This window comes from Pseudomonas sp. 2hn (assembly GCF_019646095.1).
Taxonomy (GTDB): Bacteria; Pseudomonadota; Gammaproteobacteria; order Pseudomonadales; family Pseudomonadaceae; genus Aquipseudomonas; species Aquipseudomonas peradeniyensis.
This window is the reverse complement of the sequence record NZ_CP081016.1, coordinates 5700477-5718406: the sequence shown is the minus strand read 5'-3', so window position 1 is coordinate 5718406 and position 17930 is coordinate 5700477. Positions and strand designations below refer to the sequence as shown.

The 17930-nt window shown below is 66.0% G+C and carries 17 protein-coding genes; 12 read left to right on the top strand and 5 right to left on the bottom strand.

The annotated features are described in order from the left end of the window. Window positions 1–29: 29 nt before the first annotated feature. The 6 genes from K2O50_RS25780 (at window position 30) to K2O50_RS25755 (ending at window position 7576) form a co-directional block, all read left to right on the top strand. Window positions 30–2186 (top strand): type I secretion system permease/ATPase, encoded by a 2157-nt coding sequence (locus tag K2O50_RS25780; RefSeq protein ID WP_050707490.1) that lies wholly within the window; start codon window positions 30–32, stop codon window positions 2184–2186. Continuing rightward, window positions 2176–3552 carry an HlyD family type I secretion periplasmic adaptor subunit gene (locus K2O50_RS25775; RefSeq protein ID WP_028689255.1) on the top strand — a complete coding sequence of 459 codons (1377 nt, stop codon included), beginning with the start codon at window positions 2176–2178 and terminating at the stop codon, window positions 3550–3552. Before K2O50_RS25780 ends, K2O50_RS25775 begins: the two co-directional genes overlap by 11 nt. A 339-nt stretch (window positions 3553–3891) precedes the next feature. Next, window positions 3892–4791 (top strand): TauD/TfdA family dioxygenase, encoded by a 900-nt coding sequence (locus K2O50_RS25770; protein ID WP_050707489.1) that lies wholly within the window; start codon window positions 3892–3894, stop codon window positions 4789–4791. Window positions 4792–4809: 18 nt separating this feature from the next. Beyond that, window positions 4810–5829, top strand: a complete 1020-nt coding sequence (locus K2O50_RS25765; RefSeq protein ID WP_050707488.1) for an ABC transporter substrate-binding protein — start codon at window positions 4810–4812, stop codon at window positions 5827–5829. A 6-nt stretch (window positions 5830–5835) separates the two neighbouring features. After that, window positions 5836–6699 carry an ABC transporter ATP-binding protein gene (locus K2O50_RS25760; protein WP_050707487.1) on the top strand — a complete coding sequence of 288 codons (864 nt, stop codon included), beginning with the start codon at window positions 5836–5838 and terminating at the stop codon, window positions 6697–6699. Window positions 6700–6712: 13 nt separating this feature from the next. Further along, complete coding sequence (locus K2O50_RS25755; protein WP_050707486.1) at window positions 6713–7576, top strand: ABC transporter permease; 864 nt, start codon at window positions 6713–6715, stop codon at window positions 7574–7576. Window positions 7577–7588: 12 nt separating this feature from the next. Here K2O50_RS25755 and K2O50_RS25750 read toward each other — a convergent pair whose 3' ends face one another. After that, entirely contained in the window at window positions 7589–8146 is a 558-nt protein-coding gene (locus tag K2O50_RS25750) for a WYL domain-containing protein (RefSeq protein WP_050707485.1), read from the bottom strand. 206 nt (window positions 8147–8352) lie between these two features. Here K2O50_RS25750 and K2O50_RS25745 point away from each other — a divergent pair, with 206 nt between their 5' ends. From K2O50_RS25745 to K2O50_RS25720, 6 genes are all read left to right on the top strand, one after another. Continuing rightward, the gene (locus K2O50_RS25745; protein WP_050707484.1) at window positions 8353–9165 is read left to right on the top strand and encodes a tetratricopeptide repeat protein; all 813 of its coding nucleotides are present in this window, start codon (window positions 8353–8355) and stop codon (window positions 9163–9165) included. A 262-nt stretch (window positions 9166–9427) separates the two neighbouring features. Continuing rightward, on the top strand, window positions 9428–9865 hold the full coding sequence (locus K2O50_RS25740; protein ID WP_028689248.1) for a MarR family winged helix-turn-helix transcriptional regulator: 438 nt from the start codon (window positions 9428–9430) through the stop codon (window positions 9863–9865). Further along, window positions 9862–11949 carry an FUSC family protein gene (locus K2O50_RS25735; protein WP_050707483.1) on the top strand — a complete coding sequence of 696 codons (2088 nt, stop codon included), beginning with the start codon at window positions 9862–9864 and terminating at the stop codon, window positions 11947–11949. Before K2O50_RS25740 ends, K2O50_RS25735 begins: the two co-directional genes overlap by 4 nt. Next, complete coding sequence (locus tag K2O50_RS25730; RefSeq protein ID WP_016392395.1) at window positions 11946–12158, top strand: DUF1656 domain-containing protein; 213 nt, start codon at window positions 11946–11948, stop codon at window positions 12156–12158. Before K2O50_RS25735 ends, K2O50_RS25730 begins: the two co-directional genes overlap by 4 nt. After that, window positions 12155–13030 (top strand): HlyD family secretion protein, encoded by an 876-nt coding sequence (locus K2O50_RS25725; RefSeq protein ID WP_050707482.1) that lies wholly within the window; start codon window positions 12155–12157, stop codon window positions 13028–13030. Before K2O50_RS25730 ends, K2O50_RS25725 begins: the two co-directional genes overlap by 4 nt. Beyond that, complete coding sequence (locus K2O50_RS25720; RefSeq protein WP_050707481.1) at window positions 13027–14445, top strand: efflux transporter outer membrane subunit; 1419 nt, start codon at window positions 13027–13029, stop codon at window positions 14443–14445. The genes K2O50_RS25725 and K2O50_RS25720 overlap by 4 nt, the downstream gene beginning before the upstream one ends. 160 nt (window positions 14446–14605) lie before the next feature. Here K2O50_RS25720 and K2O50_RS25715 read toward each other — a convergent pair whose 3' ends face one another. The 4 genes from K2O50_RS25715 to K2O50_RS25700 are packed head-to-tail and all read right to left on the bottom strand — an operon-like array spanning window position 14606 to window position 17736. Further along, window positions 14606–15349 carry a hypothetical protein gene (locus K2O50_RS25715; RefSeq protein WP_050707480.1) on the bottom strand — a complete coding sequence of 248 codons (744 nt, stop codon included), beginning with the start codon at window positions 15347–15349 and terminating at the stop codon, window positions 14606–14608. Between the two features lie 3 nt (window positions 15350–15352). Next, window positions 15353–15940 carry a penicillin-binding protein activator LpoB gene (gene lpoB / locus K2O50_RS25710; RefSeq protein WP_028689243.1) on the bottom strand — a complete coding sequence of 196 codons (588 nt, stop codon included), beginning with the start codon at window positions 15938–15940 and terminating at the stop codon, window positions 15353–15355. 21 nt (window positions 15941–15961) lie between these two features. Then, window positions 15962–16330, bottom strand: a complete 369-nt coding sequence (locus K2O50_RS25705) for a YcfL family protein (RefSeq protein ID WP_050707479.1) — start codon at window positions 16328–16330, stop codon at window positions 15962–15964. A gap of 14 nt (window positions 16331–16344) precedes the next feature. Next, the gene (locus tag K2O50_RS25700; RefSeq protein ID WP_050707478.1) at window positions 16345–17736 is read right to left on the bottom strand and encodes a COG3014 family protein; all 1392 of its coding nucleotides are present in this window, start codon (window positions 17734–17736) and stop codon (window positions 16345–16347) included. Window positions 17737–17930: the final 194 nt, after the last annotated feature.

Below are 17930 nucleotides of genomic sequence, written 5' to 3'. Positions count from 1 at the left end.
CACCCCCGCAAGGATGAAGAGAGCGCCGCGTGGAATCCGAAGTCAGTCGAGTCCAACTCAGCCACGATCCACGCAGTCAGCATGACGACCCGCTGCTGGACAGTCTGCTGACCCTGTGTGTCCTGCACCAGAAGCCCGCCAGCCGGGCCATGCTGACCACCGGGCTGCCCTTGCCCTCGCAGCGCCTGACCCCCGAGCTGCTGCCCCGCGCAGCCGCCCGGGCCGGGCTGCAGGGGCGTCTGCTGCAGCGCAAGCTCGAACAGATCCCCAGCATCGCCATGCCGGCGATGCTGCTGCTCAAGGAAGGCCGCTGCGCCGTCCTGCTCGGCTGGGAGAACGAAGACACCGCGCGCCTGCTGCTCAGCGAGAGCGACGGCGGCGAGGTGCATGTCACCCGTGAGGCGTTGCAGGGCGACTACAGCGGCAAGGTGTTCTTCGCCCAGCCGCAGCACAAGTTCGACGTCAACCACGGCAACCTGATCCCGCGCGCGCGCTCGTGGTTCCGCGACACCCTGCTGCGTAGCAAGTGGCTGTACATCGATGCCATCGCCGCCAGTTTGGTGATCAACCTGATTGCCCTGGCCGCGCCGTTGTTCGTGATGAACGTGTACGACCGCGTGGTACCCAACCAGGCCACCTCGACGCTGTGGGTGCTGGCGGTCGGCATTGCAGGTGCCTATGTCTTCGACCTGATTCTCAAGGGCTTGCGCAGCCTGTGCCTGGACCTGGCCGGCAAGAAGACCGACCTGATCATATCGGCGACGCTGTTCGAGCGCATCGTCGGGATGTCGATGAAGTACCGCCCGGCGCGGGTCGGCAGCTTTGCCCAGAACATCCACGAATTCCAGGGCCTGCGCGACTTCCTCGCCTCGCTGACCCTGACCAGCCTGATCGACCTGCCGTTCACGTTCCTGATCCTCATGGTCATTGCCATCATCGGCGGGCACCTGGTGTGGATTCCGATCCTGGCCTTCCCGTTGGCGCTGGGCATCGGCTATGCCCTGCAGAAGCCGTTGATGGCAACCATGGAGCGCACCATGGCCCTGGCCTCCGAGCGCCAGTCGAGCCTGATCGAGACCCTCGCCGGGCTGGATGCGGTCAAGGTCAACAACGCCGAGAGCGAGCGCCAGTACATGTGGGAGCAGACCCTCGGCACCCTGAGCCGCCTGGAGCTGCGGGTGAAGGTACTGTCGGGCCTGGCCATGAACATCACCGCGCTGATCCAGCAACTGGCCGGCGTGGCGATGATCTGCGTGGGTGTGTACCTGATCATCGACGGCAACCTCAGCATGGGCGGCCTGGTGGCCTGCTACATGCTCAGCGGTCGCGCCCTTGGCCCGCTGGGCTCGCTGAACGGCCTGCTGGCCCGCTACCAGCAGGCCAAGGTGACCATGGTCGCCACCGACCAGATGATGGAACTGCCCCAGGAGCGCAACTTCGAGGAGCGCCCGCTGAGCCGCCAGGTGCTGCAGGGCGCCATCGAGTTCCGTGGTGTCGAGTTCACCTACCCGAACCAGCAGAACCAGGCGCTCAAGGGCATCAACCTGAACATTCGCCCGGGCGAGAAGGTCGGTATCATCGGCCGCAGCGGCTCGGGCAAGAGCTCCCTGGCCAAGCTGATCGTCGGCCTGTACGAGCCGGACAACGGCTCGCTGCTGGTCGATGGCGTGGACATTCGCCAGATCGACGTCAGCGAACTGCGCCACAACATCGGCTACGTGCCCCAGGACATCCAGCTGCTGGCTGGCACCCTGCGCGACAACCTGGTCAGCGGCGCCCGCTACATCGAGGACGAGCTGATCCTCCAGGCCGCGGAACTGGCCGGCGTGCATGAGTTCGCCCGCCTGCACCCCGACGGCTATGAGCTGCAGGTCGGCGAGCGTGGCCAGAACCTCTCCGGCGGTCAGCGGCAGAACGTCGCACTGGGCCGGGCGCTGCTGCTCAACCCGCAGATCCTGCTGCTCGACGAACCCACCAGCGCCATGGACAACACCGGCGAGGAGCGTCTCAAGCAGCGCCTGGCCGCGGTGATCGAGAACAAGACCGTGCTGCTGGTCACTCACCGGGCGTCGTTGTTGTCGCTGGTGGACCGGTTGATCGTCATCGATCGTGGACAGATTGTCGCGGATGGCCCGAAAGCCGCCGTCATGGATGCGCTGAAGAAGGGGCAGATCAGTGTTGCATAAGCTGGATATCGGGCGTTTCAAGGACAACCTGCGCCGCTACTTCAAGGGCTCCGAGTCGCTGGCCGGCCAGCCGCTGCCCGAGGTCAACAAGGCGTTGATCGAGGACGCGCCACGGGTGGTGCGCCTGACCATCTGGGGCGTGATCGCGTTCTTCCTGTTCCTGATCATCTGGGCCAGCGTTGCGCCCATCGACGAGGTGACGCGCGGCGAGGGCAAGGCCATCCCGTCGTCCAAGGTGCAGAAGATCCAGAACCTCGAGGGCGGCATCGTCGCCGAGATCTTCGCCAAGGAAGGGGAGATCGTCGAAGTCGGCCAGCCGCTGCTGCGCCTGGATGAAACCCGCTTCGCCTCCAACGTCGACGAGACCGAGGCCTCGCGCCTGGCCATGGCCCTGCGCGTGCAGCGCCTGACGGCCGAGGTCGAGGACAAGCCGTTGCAGATCGACGAAGAGCTGCGCAAGGCCGCGCCGAGCCAGGCCGCCAACGAACAATCGCTGTACCAGAGCCGTCGCCAGCAGCTGCAGGACGAGCTTGGCGGCCTGCAGCAGCAGCTGGTGCAGAAGCAGCAGGAGCTGCGCGAGTTCAACTCCAAGCGCGCCCAGTACGCCAACAGCCTGCAGTTGCTGCGCCAGGAAATCGCGATGTCCGAGCCGCTGGTGGCCCAGGGCGCGATCTCCCAGGTCGAGGTGCTGCGCCTGCGTCGCGCCGAGGTCGAGAACCGTGGCCAGATGGACTCCACCGCCCTGGCCATCCCCCGTGCCGAGGCGGCGATCAAGGAAGTCGAGAGCAAGATCGAGGAGACCCGCGGCAAGTTCCGCAGCGAGGCGCTGACCCAGCTCAACGAGGCCCGCACCGAGCTGAACAAGGCCACCGCCACCAGCAAGGCGCTGGACGACCGCGTGCACCGCACCATGGTTACCTCGCCGGTGCGCGGCATCGTCAAGCAACTGCTGGTCAACACCATCGGCGGGGTGATCCAGCCGGGCAGCGACATCATCGAGATCGTGCCGCTGGACGACACCCTGGTGGTCGAGGCGAAGATCCTGCCCAAGGACATCGCCTTCCTGCACCCTGGCCAGGAAGCCACGGTCAAGTTCACCGCCTATGACTACACCATCTACGGCGGCATGAAGGCCAAGCTCGAGCAGATCGGCGCCGACACCATCACCGACGAAGACAAGAAGACCACCTACTACCTGATCAAGCTGCGTACCGACAAGAGCCACCTGGGCACGGACGAGAAGCCGCTGCTGATCATCCCGGGGATGGTGGCCACGGTGGACATCATGACCGGCAAGAAGACCATCATGAGCTATCTGCTCAAGCCGATCATCAAGGCCCGTTCGGAAGCCTTGCGCGAGCGTTGATCGTGTCTGCGCGATCCCTGTAGGAGCGGCCTTGTGCCGCGAAAGGGCCGCGAAGCGGCCCCAGGGCGTCTGCGTTGATGCAAAGATCGCCGGGGCCGCTTTGCGGCCCTTTCGCGGCACAAGGCCGCTCCTACAGGTCGGCGCATGGGCTGAAGTGCAACCCCTTCATATGGATATTCCCTAAAGGTATTTAAAATCCTATTATTATGACTTTATAGTCACCCCACTGCGTACCCGCCGACCAATCGGCGCGCCGCACGACTCGAACCCACACGGGCAATCCCCGTGCGTTTCCGATCGTTGCGCGCCCTGAAGTCGCGCACTGCGTGGGAGTGAACAATGCCAGCCGCCTCGAACGCCTTGTCGACCATCGACAGCGCCCTGCCGCAAACCTTCGACATCCGTCCGTTCCCCGGCGCCGTCGGTGCCGAGATCATCGGCCTCGACCTGGCCCGTGCGGTCAATGCCGAGGATTTCACCCGTATTCACCGCGCCCACCTGGACCATCATGTCCTGGTGTTTCGCGACCAGCGCATCACCCCCGAACAGCAAATCGCCTTCAGCCGCCGTTTCGGCGAGCTGCAGATCCATGTGCTCAAGCAGTTCCTGCTCGCCGGCCATCCCGAGATCCTGATCGTTTCCAATATCGTCGAGGACGGCCGCAACGTCGGCCTGGGCGATGCCGGCAAGTTCTGGCATTCGGACCTGTCGTACAAGGAACTGCCAAGCCTGGGCTCGATGCTGCACGCCCAGGAGCTGCCCAGCGAGGGCGGCGACACCTTGTTCGCCGACATGCACAAGGCCTGGGACGCGGTGCCCGAGGCCCTGCGCCGGGTCGTCGAGGACCGCAGCGCCGCCCACTCCTACACCGCCCGTTACGCCGAGACCAAGTTCGAAGGCAACTGGCGCCCGACGCTGACCGCCGAGCAACTGGCCCAGGTCCAGGAGGTCATCCATCCGGTGGTGCGTACCCACCCGGAAAACGGCCGCAAGGCGCTGTTCGTCAGCGAAGGCTTCACCACCCGCATCGTCGGCCTGCCGGATGACGAAAGCCGCGACGTGCTGCAACAGCTGTACGCCCTGAGCGTGTTGGAGCAGAACATCTATCGCCACCAATGGCAGCCCCACGACCTGGTGTTCTGGGACAACCGCTCGCTGATCCACCTGGCCACCGGTTGCCCCGCGAACCTGCGCCGCAAGCTGTACCGCACCACCATCCAGGGCGATGCCCCGTTCTGACGACTGAGGAAACACACCATGCGCAACTCCATCAGCCGCCTGGCGGCAAGTATCGGCCTGGGCGTGAGCCTGGGTCTAGGCAGCCTGGCGGCGCCGGCCGTGGCCCACGCCGAAGGGCAGATTCGCATCGCCGAGCAGTTCGGCATCGTCTACCTGCTGCTCAATGTGGTGCGTGACCAGCAACTGATCGAGAAGCACGGCAAGGAGCAGGGCCTCGACATCAAGGTCGACTGGGCCCAGCTGTCCGGTGGCGCGGCGATCAACGATGCGTTGCTGTCCGGCTCGGTGGACATCGCCGGCGCCGGTGTCGGGCCGCTGCTCACCGTGTGGGATAGAACCCGCGGCCGGCAGAACGTCAAGGCCGTGGCCTCGCTGGGCAACTTCCCGTACTACCTGGTCAGTAGCAACCCCAATGTGAAGACCATCGCTGATATCTCCGACAAGGACCGTATCGCCGTGCCAGCGGTGGGCGTTTCGGTGCAGTCGCGCTTCCTGCAGTACGCCGCCGCCCGCCAGTGGGGCGACAAGGAGTACAACCGCCTCGACAAGTACACCCTGGCCGTGCCGCACCCGGACGCCACCGCGGCCTTGCTGGCCGGCGGCACCGAGCTCAACGGGCACTTCTCCAACCCGCCGTTCCAGGACCAGGTGCTGGCCAACAAGAATGTGCACGTGGTGCTTAACAGCTACGACCTGCTCGGCCCCAACTCACCGACCCTGCTGTTCGCCACCGAGAAATTCCGCAAGGACAATCCCAAGACCTACAAGGCCTTCGTCGATGCCCTGGCCGAAGCCGCCGACTTCGCCCAGAAGGACAAGGCCGCCGCCGCCGATACCTATATCCGCGTGACCAAGGCCAAGATCGACCGCGAGGCGCTGATCAAGCTGATCGACAACCCGCAGTACGAATTCACCGTCACGCCGAAGAACACCTACAAGCTGGCCGAATTCCTCTACCGGGTCGGCGCGATCAAGAACAAGCCCGAATCGTGGAAGGACTACTTCTTCCAGGATGAACGCCCGTTGCAGGGGAGCTGAGCGCCGATGACCGCCCCATTGCCAGGCCACACGGCCAGCAACCTGAGCCGTGTCGCCACCCCACCGCTGCTGGCGGTGGACAACTTGAGCCTTGAATACCGCACCGCCCAGCGCGTGGTGCGGGCCAGCCACCAGGTCAGTTTCGAGGTCGACCGCGCCGACCGTTTCGTCTTGCTCGGCCCGTCCGGCTGCGGCAAGTCCACCTTGCTCAAGGCCGTGGCCGGCTTCATCGAGCCACGGGAAGGGCAGATCCTGCTCCAGGGCCAGCCGGTGCGCGGCCCGGGGCCGGACCGCATCGTGGTGTTCCAGGAGTTCGACCAGTTGCCGCCGTGGAAGACGGTGAAGCAGAACGTGATGTTCCCGCTGCTGGTGTCCGGCCAGCTCAAGCGCGCCGAGGCCGAGGAGCGGGCGCTGCATTACCTGGAGAAAGTCGGCCTGGCCGCCTTCGCCGACGCCTACCCGCACACCCTGTCCGGTGGCATGAAGGCCCGCGTGGCCATCGCCCGGGCACTGGCCACACAGCCGAAGATCCTGCTGATGGACGAGCCGTTTGCCGCGCTCGATGCCCTGACCCGGCGCAAGATGCAGGAAGAGTTGTTGCTGCTTTGGGAGGAGGTGCGCTTTACCCTGCTGTTCGTCACCCACTCCATTGAAGAGGCGCTGGTGGTGGGCAATCGCATCCTGCTGCTGTCGCCACACCCCGGGCGGGTACGGGCCGAGGTGCACAGCCACCAGTACGACCTCGGCAGCCTCGGTGCCAGCGACTTCCAGGCCAGTGCCCGACGTATCCACCGGCTGCTGTTCGACGAGGCCGATGCCTCGACGCCAGCGGACGATCTGGGCTTCAACGATATCCGTATCGCCTACTGACGGGAGCCAGGGCATGACGACGACACTTGTACGCCAGGAATACGAAGTGCAGCTGCAACCCTTGCCGGGTGTGCCGCTGGAGCGCGAGCTGCCGCTGGTGCAACGCTTGTGGCAACAGGGCTGGCTGCGCAAGGCCGTGATCCTGGTACTGCTTGCGGTGGTCTGGGAGGCAGTGGCCCGCTATACCGGCAACGACCTGCTGCTGCCAGGCTTCCTGCAGACCGCCAGCGCGTTGTGGGACGGGCTGCTCAGCGGCGAGCTGCCGGCCAAGGTCGGTGTATCGCTGGTGGTGCTGCTCAAAGGCTATGTGCTGGGCATCGTCCTGGCCTTCGGCCTGACCAGCCTGGCCGTCTCGACGCAAGTGGGGCGCGACCTGCTGGGCACGCTGACCTCGATGTTCAACCCGCTGCCGGCCATTGCCCTGTTGCCGCTGGCCTTGCTCTGGTTCGGCCTGGGCGACAACAGCCTGATCTTCGTGCTGGTGCACTCGGTGCTCTGGGCGCTGGCGCTGAACACCTACGCGGGCTTTCTCGGCGTGTCCGAGACCCTGCGCATGGCCGGGCGCAACTACGGGCTGCGCGGCCTGCGCCTGGTGCTGCACATCCTGGTGCCGGCGGCGCTGCCGTCGATCCTGTCGGGGCTGAAGATCGGCTGGGCCTTTGCCTGGCGCACGCTGATCGCCGCCGAGCTGGTGTTCGGCGCCAGCAGCGGCAAGGGCGGGCTGGGCTGGTACATCTTCCAGAACCGCAACGAGCTTTACACCGACAAGGTGTTTGCCGGGCTGGCGGTGGTGATTCTGATCGGCCTGCTGGTGGAGGGGCTGGTGTTCAACACCCTGGAGCGGCTGACGGTGCGGCGGTGGGGGATGCAGCGCTAGATCACGCAGAACTCAATCCCGATACTGCGCCGCAGCACTGTCCAGCGTCCGCGCAATCTCCTCGCGCAGCGCCTGCGGCGCTTCCACCACCAGCCCCTCCCCCTGGCTCAGCAACCACCAGCGCAGGGGCCAGCCATCCGCTACCGTCGCCCGCAGCCGGTGCCCCTGTTCCAGGGCGGTCAGCTGCATGTCGGCGGTCAAGGGCGCTTCGCGCAGTCGGCGGGCCAGCAGGTCGCTGATCCATGCCTGCAATTCGACGCCTTCCCCTTGCCCGGGCTGCAGCGTATCGCCGCGCAGATAACCCTGCAGGTCGAAATTCCCACGTAGTTCGGCACCGGCATTGGCCGACCAGTGCCAGCCGAACGGAATGCTCTTGTCGTTGCGCTCCAGTGGGAAGATCAGCGACAGCTCGTTGAGGTCGCGCTCGACCGTGCGCTTGCTGACGCTGAAGCCCACGTCACGCAGACGCCACACCAGTTCGGCACTGGTGATCCCGGGGGAGCGGCTGGGCAGTTGGCGGAGCAAGGCCCATTGGCGGCTGAGGGTGGCGCGGGTGGTGGCGAAGGGCAAAAGGAAACGTCCTTGTCTAGGCTTGCCGGCATAGGATGGCGGCACGGGCAGGGCATGGCAATTGGCCACGGCCTGCTCAGATCAAGGAAGATGCAATTGGTTGCCTGGGATCAATTCGTTCGCGACAGGTTTTGTCGTGGCATCGCGCAGAATCACGCCTCACCACAGTGGAGGTTGGAGCTGTGGGTCGTTCAATGAGGATGAACATGTCTGCCGCCAGCAATATCCATTCGCTGCTTGCCCGGCTTCTCCCCGAGCGGGTCGTCCCGGCCCCGGCACGCCCCGGACAGCGCCACAGGCTGTTCGCCGGGATCGGCATGCCCAGCCAGCAGGCCTTGAGCGGCGAGCGCTTCGGCCTGACCGACCGGCTGGACGAGGCGGTCGACCTGCAGGCGGTCTACCACGACCTGTGCCGCCAGGCATTGCTGGGCAATGTCGCGGCGCTCAACGACCTGGGCTGGATCTGGCTCAATGGCAAGTACTGGCGCGGCGATACCGTGCTCGCCGGCCACCTGCTGCGCATGGCCGCGCTGCAGGGCAATGCCGCGGCCTGGTTCAACCTTGGCCAGCAGCAATATTTCGGCAAGGGTGTCGATGTCTCATACGCCAACGCGGCCGAATACTACCGGCATGCTTTCGAGCGGGGCATGGTGCATGCCGCTGCGGCGCTGGGCGACCTGTACGAGGAAGAGGTGTGCGACGGCGACCAGGTGTGGCAGGTCGACCTGCTCGAGGCCTATCAGTGGTTTCTTCGCGGCGCCCAGCGCGGCGAGACGCGCTGCCGCTTCGAGGTGGGCTACCGGTTGTTGCATGGGCTGTATGTCGAGGCGGACACCAAGGCCGGGCTGTATTGGCTGGAGCTGGCGGCGGCGACTGGCGTGATGCAGGCGGCCGAGGAGCTGGCGGTCCACTTCAGCAGCCGTGACGCGGCGCGCTACCTGGGCTGGCGCGACCAGGCGATCCAGATGGGCAGCACGCTGGCGCTGACCATGAAGCTGGAAGATCAGATCCAGCCGTGAGGCAAGGGACATCGCGCCTCCTGTAGGAGCGGCCTTGTGCCGCGAAAGGGCTGCGTAGCAGCCCCGGCGATATCAGCTTGATGCACGAATCTTGGGGCGCTTCGCACCTCTTTCGCGGCGCAAGGCCGCTCCTACAGAGATCGTGATATCCGGGCAGATGAACAACCTTTCATCTACTCCCTCCGTCACCCCCGGTTGACGACAGGGGTAGGGCAGGGCGTATATTGATAGTTAGCAAACTATGAATATCCTCGGTTCCCACATGTCCCTTGACGCACTGCACCTGAAAATCAGCAGCGGAATGGTCGTGGCCGCCCGTCACTGGCGTCGCCTGTGCCAGGGCGCCCTGACCGGCTACGGCATTTCCGAAGCCTGCGCCGTGCCGCTGCTGATGATCGTGCGCCTGGGCGACGGCGTGCACCAGGTGGCGGTGGCGCAGGCCGCCGGGCTGGAAAGCCCGTCGCTGGTGCGCCTGCTCGACCAGCTGTGCAAGGCCGGGCTGGTCTGCCGCAGCGAGGACCCGCTGGACCGCCGCGCCAAGGCCCTGAGCCTGACCGTCGAGGGGCGCGCCCTGGCGGAGTCCATCGAAGGTGAACTGGTGCGCCTGCGCCGTGAGGTGCTCGGCGGTATCGACCAGGCCGACCTGGACGCCACCTTGCGGGTGATCCAGGCGTTCGAAGCCGCGGGCGTGATGCCATGAGCGGCTTCTTCAGCTCGGTGCCCCCGGCCCGCGACTGGTTCTACGGCGTGCGCACCTTCGCCGCGTCGATGATTGCCCTGTACATCGCCTTGCTGATGCAGTTGCCGCGTCCCTACTGGGCCATGGCCACGGTGTACATCGTCTCCAGCCCGTTCCTCGGCCCGACCACCTCCAAGGCGCTGTACCGGGCCCTGGGTACGTTGCTGGGCGCCGGCGGGGCGATCCTCCTGGTGCCGCCGCTGGTGCAGTCGCCGCTGTTGCTGAGCATTGCCATCGCCCTGTGGACCGGTACCTTGCTGTTCCTTTCGCTGAACCTGCGCACGGCCAACAACTACGTGTTGATGCTCGCCGGCTACACCCTGCCGATGATCGCCCTGGCGGTGGTCGACAACCCACTGGCAGTGTTCGACGTGGCTTCCTCCCGCGCCCAGGAAATCTGCCTGGGCATCGTCTGCGCGGCGGTGGTCGGCGCGATCTTCTGGCCGCGCCGGCTGGCGCCGGTGGTGGTCGGTGCGACCGGCAACTGGTTCGCCGAGGCGATCCGCTACAGCGATACCTACCTGGCCCGCGAGGCCAGCGCCGACAAGGTCGGCGGCATGCGTGGCGCGATGGTCGCCACCTTCAACTCGCTGGAACTGATGATCGGCCAGCTCGGCCACGAAGGCGCCGGCCCGCACACCCTGAAAAATGCTCGTGAGCTGCGTGGCCGCATGATCCACCTGTTGCCGGTGATCGATGCCCTGGACGACGCCCTGATCGCCCTCGAGGGCCGTGCCCCGGCCCAGTTCGCCCAGTTGAAGCCGGTCCTCGATGCTGCCCGTGAATGGCTCAAGGGCACTGCCGACAGCGCCTCGGTGGCGCGCTGGACCGCCCTGCACGAGCAGATCGACCGCCTGCAGCCCGGCGCCGCCGCCATCGACCAGCGCGCCGAACTGCTGTTGTCCAACGCCCTCTACCGCCTGACCGAATGGGCCGATCTCTGGCAGGACTGCTGCACCCTGCAGCACGCCCTGCGCAAGGACGACGCCACGCCCTGGCGCGCGGTCTACCGTCACTGGCGCCTGGGCCGGCTGACACCGTTCTTCGACCGTGGCCTGATGCTCTATTCGGTGTTCTCCACCGTGACCGCCATCATCGTCGCCTGCGGCCTGTGGATCGGCCTGGGCTGGAACGACGGCGCCAGCGCGGTGATCCTCGCCGCGGTGTCGTGCAGTTTCTTCGCCGCCATGGACGACCCGGCGCCGCAGATCTACCGGTTCTTCTTCTGGACCCTGATGTCGGTGATCTTCTCCAGCCTGTACCTGTTCCTGGTGCTGCCCAACCTGCACGACTTCCCGATGCTGGTGCTGGCCTTCGCCGTGCCGTTCATCTGCGTCGGCACCCTGACCGTGCAGCCGCGCTTTTACCTCGGCACCCTGCTCACCATCGTCAACACCTCGACCTTCATCAGCATCCAGGGCGCCTACGACGCCGATTTCTTCACCTTCATCAACGCCAACCTGGCCGGCCCCGTAGGCTTGCTGTTCGCCTTCATCTGGACCCTGGTGGTACGCCCGTTCGGCGTGGAGCTGGCGGCCAAGCGCATGACCCGCTTCACCTGGCGCGACATCGTCGAAATGACCGCGCCGGCCACCCTGGCAGAGCACCGCCAGGTCGGCGTGCAGATGCTCGACCGCCTGATGCAGCACCTGCCGCGGCTGTCGCAGACCGGCCAGGACAGCGGCGTGGCCCTGCGCGACCTGCGCGTGGGCCTGAACCTGCTCGACCTGCTGGCCTACCTGCCGCGTGCCGGCGCCGAGGCCCGCGAGCGCCTGCGCACGGTAATCGAGGAGGTTGGCAGCCACTACGCCGCTTGCCTGCGCGCCGGCGAGCGCCTGCATGCCCCGGCGGCGCTGCTGCGCAACATGGAGCGTGCGCGCCTGGCGCTGAACCTGGACGAATTGTACGAACGCGGCGACGCCCGCACCCACCTGCTGCACGCCCTGAGCGGCCTGCGCCTGGCGCTGCTGCCGGGCGTGGAAGTGATGCTCGAGCCTGCCGAGCAAACGCAACTGCCCCCCGGGCTCGACGGAGCGCCCCTGTGATCGGTGAACTGGATATCAGCGGGGTGTTCCTGCCCACGCTGCTGGTGATGATGTTTGGCACCTACCTGCTGTTTCTCGGGGTGCACGCGGTGCTGGTGCGCCTGCATTTCTACCGCCTGGTCTGGCACCGGGCGCTGTTCAACGTTGCCCTGTATGCCGTGCTGCTTGGCGCGGTGGACCACTTTTGCCGAAGCCTGATGCTGCCATGAAAAAACCTTTGCTGACCCTGGGCCGCGTGGTCCTGACCTTGCTGGTAGTGACCTTCGCCGCCGTGCTCGTGTGGCAGATGGTGGTGTACTACATGTTCGCCCCCTGGACCCGCGACGGTCATATCCGCGCCGACGTGATCCAGATCGCCCCGGATGTGTCCGGGCTGATCCAGAAGGTCGAGGTGCGTGACAACCAGACCATCAAGCGCGGTGACGTGCTGTTCACCATCGACCAGGACCGTTTCACCCTGGCCCTGCGCCAGGCCAAGGCGACCCTGGCCGAGCGTCAGGAGACCCTGGCCCAGGCCTCCCGCGAGGCGCAGCGCAACCGCAAGCTGGGCAACCTGGTGGCGGCCGAGCAGGTTGAAGAGAGCCAGTCCCGCGAGGCCCGTGCCCGCTCGGCGGTGAACGAGGCCCAGGTGCAGGTGGATGTGGCCCAGCTCAACCTCGACCGTTCGGTGGTGCGCAGCCCGGTGGACGGCTACCTCAACGACCGCGCCCCGCGTGCCCACGAGTTCGTCAGCGCCGGGCGTCCGGTGCTGTCGGTGGTCGACAGCGCTTCGTACCACGTCGATGGCTACTTCGAAGAGACCAAGCTGGGCGGTATCCATATCGGCGACGCCGTGGAGATCCGCGTGATGGGCGACAACACCCGCTTGCGTGGCCGGGTGCAGAGCCTGGCCGCTGGCATCGAGGACCGCGACCGCAGCAGCGGCGCCAACCTGTTGCCCAACGTCAACCCGGCGTTCAGTTGGGTGCGCCTGGCCCAGCGGATTCCGGTGCGCATCGCCTTCGATGAAGTGCCGGAAGACTTCCGCATGATCGCCGGACGAACCGCCACGGTGTCGATCATCGAGGGGCAGCATCCATGAAGCAGCTGATCCTGGCCGGGCTGTGCCTGTCCCTGGGGGCCTGCATGATGGTCGGGCCTGACTACGAGCTGCCCAAGGACGCCGCCGTGCAGCGTGGTGACCTCAATGGCCCGCTGCGCCAGGACGCCGACAGCGTGGTCTCGGCGCCGGTGCCCGAGGATTGGTGGCAGCTGTACCAGGATCAACGGCTCAACGAGCTGGTGCGCCAGGCCCTGAGCGCCAACACCGAATTGCGTGTGGCCGCCGCCAACATCGCCAAGGCCCGTGCCCAGGTGGAGGTGGCCGAGTCCCAGGGTGGTTTCAACGGTGGCGTCAAGCTGGGCGCCCAGCGCCTGCAGGAGTCCGGCGAGGCCTTCCTGCAGCCGGAGAAGGTGCCGGTGGCCAATATCGGCGAAGCGATCATCAGCGCCAGCTACCAGTTCGACCTGTGGGGTACCTTCAAGCGTGGTACCGAGGCCGCCAAGGCCAGCGCCGACGCGGTGCAGGCCGCCGCCGACACCGCGCGCATCACCCTGGTGGCCGATGTGGTCAAGGCCTATACCCAGGTGTGCTCGGCCAATGAGGAATACCACATCGCCCGCGAGTCGCTGGACCTGCAGCAGCAGAGCGTGCAACTGACCCAGCGCCTGCGCGACGCCGGGCGTGGCGACGAGACCCAGGTCACCCGTTCGCAGACCCAGTTCAAGTCCCTGCGCGCCGAGCTGCCGCGCTTCAAGGCCGAGCGTGAGGCGGGCCTCTACACCCTTGCCGCGTTACTGGCCAGGCCGGTCGAGCAATTGCCCGCCGGCACCGCCGATTGCGCCGAGCTGCCCCACCTGTCGCAGCTGGTGCCGGTCGGTGACGGCGCCGCGCTGCTCAAGCGCCGCCCGGACGTGCGTCAGGCCGAGCGCCAGCTGGCGGCGGCCACCGCCAGCATCGGCGTGGCCACCGGCGCGCTGTACCCGGATATCAGCATCGGCGCCCAGGTGGGCACCATCGGCATTCTCGAGAATCTCGGCGAGCCGGCCACCAACCGCTGGGGCTTCGGCCCGCAGATCAGCTGGAACATCCCCACCAACGGCACCCGCGCGCGCATCCGCATGGCCGAGGCCTCGACCCAGGCGGCGCTGGCGCATTTCGACGGGGTGGTGCTCAACGCCATTCGCGAAACCCAGACCCGCCTGGCGCAGTACAGCGCACTGCTGGACCGGCGCGACGCACTGGCCGAGGCGGAGCGTTCCGCCAAGGAGTCGGCGGACCAGACGCATCTGCGTTACCAGGTTGGGCGTGAGTCGTTTCTGGCCGATCTGCAGGCGACGCGGACCTATACAGACGTAAGGGCGCAGCTGGCGGCGGCCAACAGCCAGGTGGCGATGGGGCAGATCGGCGTATTCCTGGCCTTGGGTGGCGGCTGGAAGGACAGCGCCAGGCCTTGATGGCTGCGAATACGGACCCCTGTAGGAGCGGCCTTGTGCCGCGAAAGGGGTGCGAAGCGCCCCCATGATTCGTGTATCAAGCTGATATCGCCGGGGCTGCTACGCAGCCCTTTCGCGGCACAAGGCCGCTCCTACAGGGATTGCGTGTGGCTCAGGGGGCTCAGTTCAGCACCCGCGCCGGCTCATCCGGCGGCAGGTTGTCCCGGCCACGCGGCTGTTTCGGCTGCCCAGGCACCGAGCCGCCCAGCTGCTCGGCCAGCTGCTGCGCCACATCCTCGCCCAGCGCCTTCGACACATCCCGCACCACCCGCGGACGGTTCAGCGTCACGCGGCGGTCCTGACCCTTCACCAACTTGGTGTCCTGCCCCTCACCCATGGCGGTGAACGCCGAGGTGATCTCGTAGGTGCGGGTGTTGATCAGGCTGAAGTCGGCGACCACGGTCAGGCCCAGCACCGCCGAGTAGCTGTCGGTGTGGTCCAGCGAGTTGATGTCCTGCTGGAAGTCGATGTCCGACAGGGTTCCGAACAGCACGTAGTCGGCGCCCTTGAACGCGCCGTTCTTGATGCGGCGGATCACGTCGTACACGTCTTCCTTCGAGTCGGCGGTGTAGGGGCGGCCCTGGACCAGCTGGAACATGCCGGTCTTGAGGATCTCACCCTTGATGTCGCCACCGAACTTGCGCAGCTCGGTCTGCTCGATGTAGCTGTTGAGGCTCTCGTACTCGCTGTAGCTCGACTGGCCGCTGGCGTGGTACATGCCGGCCTGGCCGCTGCTCTGGGCGTTGATGGTGTGGATGTACTCCTCCACCTGCGCCTGGTAGGCGAGGTCGGTTACCGCCACCTTGGGGGCCGCCTGCGCGCCGAAGGCGCAGGCCAGGCCGATGATTGCCATCCATGCACGCATCGATCAACGCTCCGTGGTCTTGCGGATTTCTTTTTCGTCCATCCACTCGGCCAGGCCGCTTTCCACGTCGATCAGCTGCAGGCTGAACTTGTAGAACACGTCCTTGTAGTCGCTGCTGCGCTTGACGATCGAGCTGATCGAGCCTTCCAGGCGGTACTTGGCGGCGATCATGTTGCCGGTCTTGGCCACGGTCTTCTTCTTGTACAGGCCGCTCTGGTTCTGCAGCTTGAGCTGGTCGACCTGGCTTTGCATGTCGGTGTTGTCGCTGGCGAAGCGGGCGGCGCCGGACTTCATCAGCTGGGTCTTGATCGAGGTGGTGATCTCGCGGGTATCGATGTACTCGCTGGTCTTGTTCTTCACGTCGTACACCTGCACCACCGGGCGGCCGTGCAGCACGCCGGACTGGGCCAGGGAACGGGTCATGCTCTCGGCGATCATCTGCAGGTCGGTGGAGCCGAACTCGTTGGTCACCAGCTCGACGGCCTTGCTGTCGCCGTAGCTGATGTTCTTGCCGCCGAGAACCGGCGACGGGGTGCTGCAGCCGCTGACCAGGGCGATGGCGATGGCGGCGAGGGAAAGGCGTGCAAACATGGAACGTGCTCCTGAAAGGGGTTACCGGGTGTGGACTTCGAGGCGGAAGTCGCGGGCAGCGGGGGTCGGGGCGATGGCGGGCAGGAACTTGGCCTGCTTTCCGTACAGCGGCAGGGCCTTCCAGCTCTCCTCGTCGGCCACCGGGAAACCATCGTCGCCCAGCCAGGCGAAGCGGTAGTAGAGCGTGCGATTGCTGCGGCTGGTGTTGGTCAGCGCCACGTTGACGGTGAGGTAGCCGTTTTCGCGGGCGACGCGCATCTGGCCGACTTCGATGTCATCCAGCTGGCCCATGGTCACCACCTTGCTGGCGGCGCTGCCGGGGGCAGGGGGCGGGGTGGCGCAGCCGGCCAGGAGGGCGACGGCGGCCAGGGCGAGGCATGTTCTGCGCATGTTCGATCCTTGGGTTACTTGAGGCTGGCGACAGCGGTGGCTGCTGCCTGCGGGGCGACGATGACGGCCGGGCCGCCAGCGAATACGCGGTTGCCGACCACGCGCAGGCTGACCACCTGATATGGGCGATCGATCTTCACCGTGACCTGGGTGCCACCGAGGCTCGACGGCAGGCTCAGGTGGTGTTCACCCTGCTTGAGGCGTACCCGGGCCACCTGGGTCTCGTCGGGCAGGGTGCGCCAGGTGCGGGTATCGGCACCTTCCAGCACGGTGGAGGCAATGCCCACCACCAGCCCGGCCATCGGGTTGGCCTTGTTCAGGTTCTTCTGTGCCACGCCGCGGCTGATGGCGCGCACGCTGGTACGCAGGATGATGCCCGGCATGTCGTCGCGCAGGGCGCGGCGCGACATGGCCGTGGTGCTGTTGAGCGCGGTCAGGGCCAGGGCCTTGTCGTTGAGCTGGATCTCGCCCAGGTGCGCGGTCGAGGTGTCTTCCTTGATGATCGGGAACGACAGCGGGGTGATCACCAGGTTGTCCTGGATAGGAAGCGGCAGGGGAATGCGGATCGAATCGCGTGCCGGGGCCAGGCCGGTCTGCACCACGATCAGCACATCGCTTTCACCGGCCTTGGCGCTGTTCTTGTCCAATTCGAGCAGCGCCTGGTCGAGCAACGGCGTGTTCGGGCGCAGTTCGGCGGCCTTGCGATAACCCGGCGCGGCCAGGCCTTTCTCGCCGAGGGCCTCGTAGACATAGCCGGACAGGTAGTGGCTGAAAGCGCTCTGGTAGCTGTTCTTCAGGCCGACCACCTCTGGGGCGTCGAGGCTGGCGACCGGGTAACCCTGCAGGTCCTTGTACTCGGTCTTGATGCCTTCCTTCTCGGCCTGTTCCTCGCGCTTGAGGTATTCCTTGTCGCGCAGCTCGGCGATGATCGCCTCGCGCTCGTGGGTCTTCTTGATCTCGGTGCGGGCGCCATCGAAATCGTTCTGTGCCAGCAGGTTCAGGGCCATTTGCGTGGTCAGCATGACTTTTTCGTAGTCATAGCCTTCATAGCGGCGGACCTTGTCGTTGACCAGGTAGCTGCCGAACTGGCTCAGGTACTTGTCGGTGTCGAGCTTGACCGACTCTTCCCACTGGAACACCACGCTGTCGGCCGAGCGCCAGGCGTCCTGGCTGCCCTTGAGGTCACCCTTGGAGCGCAGCAGCTCGCCTTTTTCGAAGTAGTAGAGCAGGTCTTTCTGCTCGCCCTTGTTGTTGCTCTCGAGCAGGGCGAGGGCGGCGTCGACGTTGCCGGCGGCCAACTGCTTGTTGGTCTCCTGCAGTTCGCTGTCGTAGCTGCGGAACACCGAGCAGCCGGTGAGCTGCACGGCGGCGACCAGGGTCGCCAGGGTGAGGGCGCGGGATACCATCGGACTTTCTTCTTTCCCTGAAACGGTTGGCCGCGTAGGCGGGGGCGGCAGATCCCTCTGTTTTATCGCCAGAACCTCTCGATGGAGGCGCCTTGATTGCTAATGGCTATTACGGCGGCGCGGGATTATACCCAAAGTAGTAGCGCCGTGATGGCGAATTGCTTCGCATTTTTAGGTTGATGCCATCAGTCGGA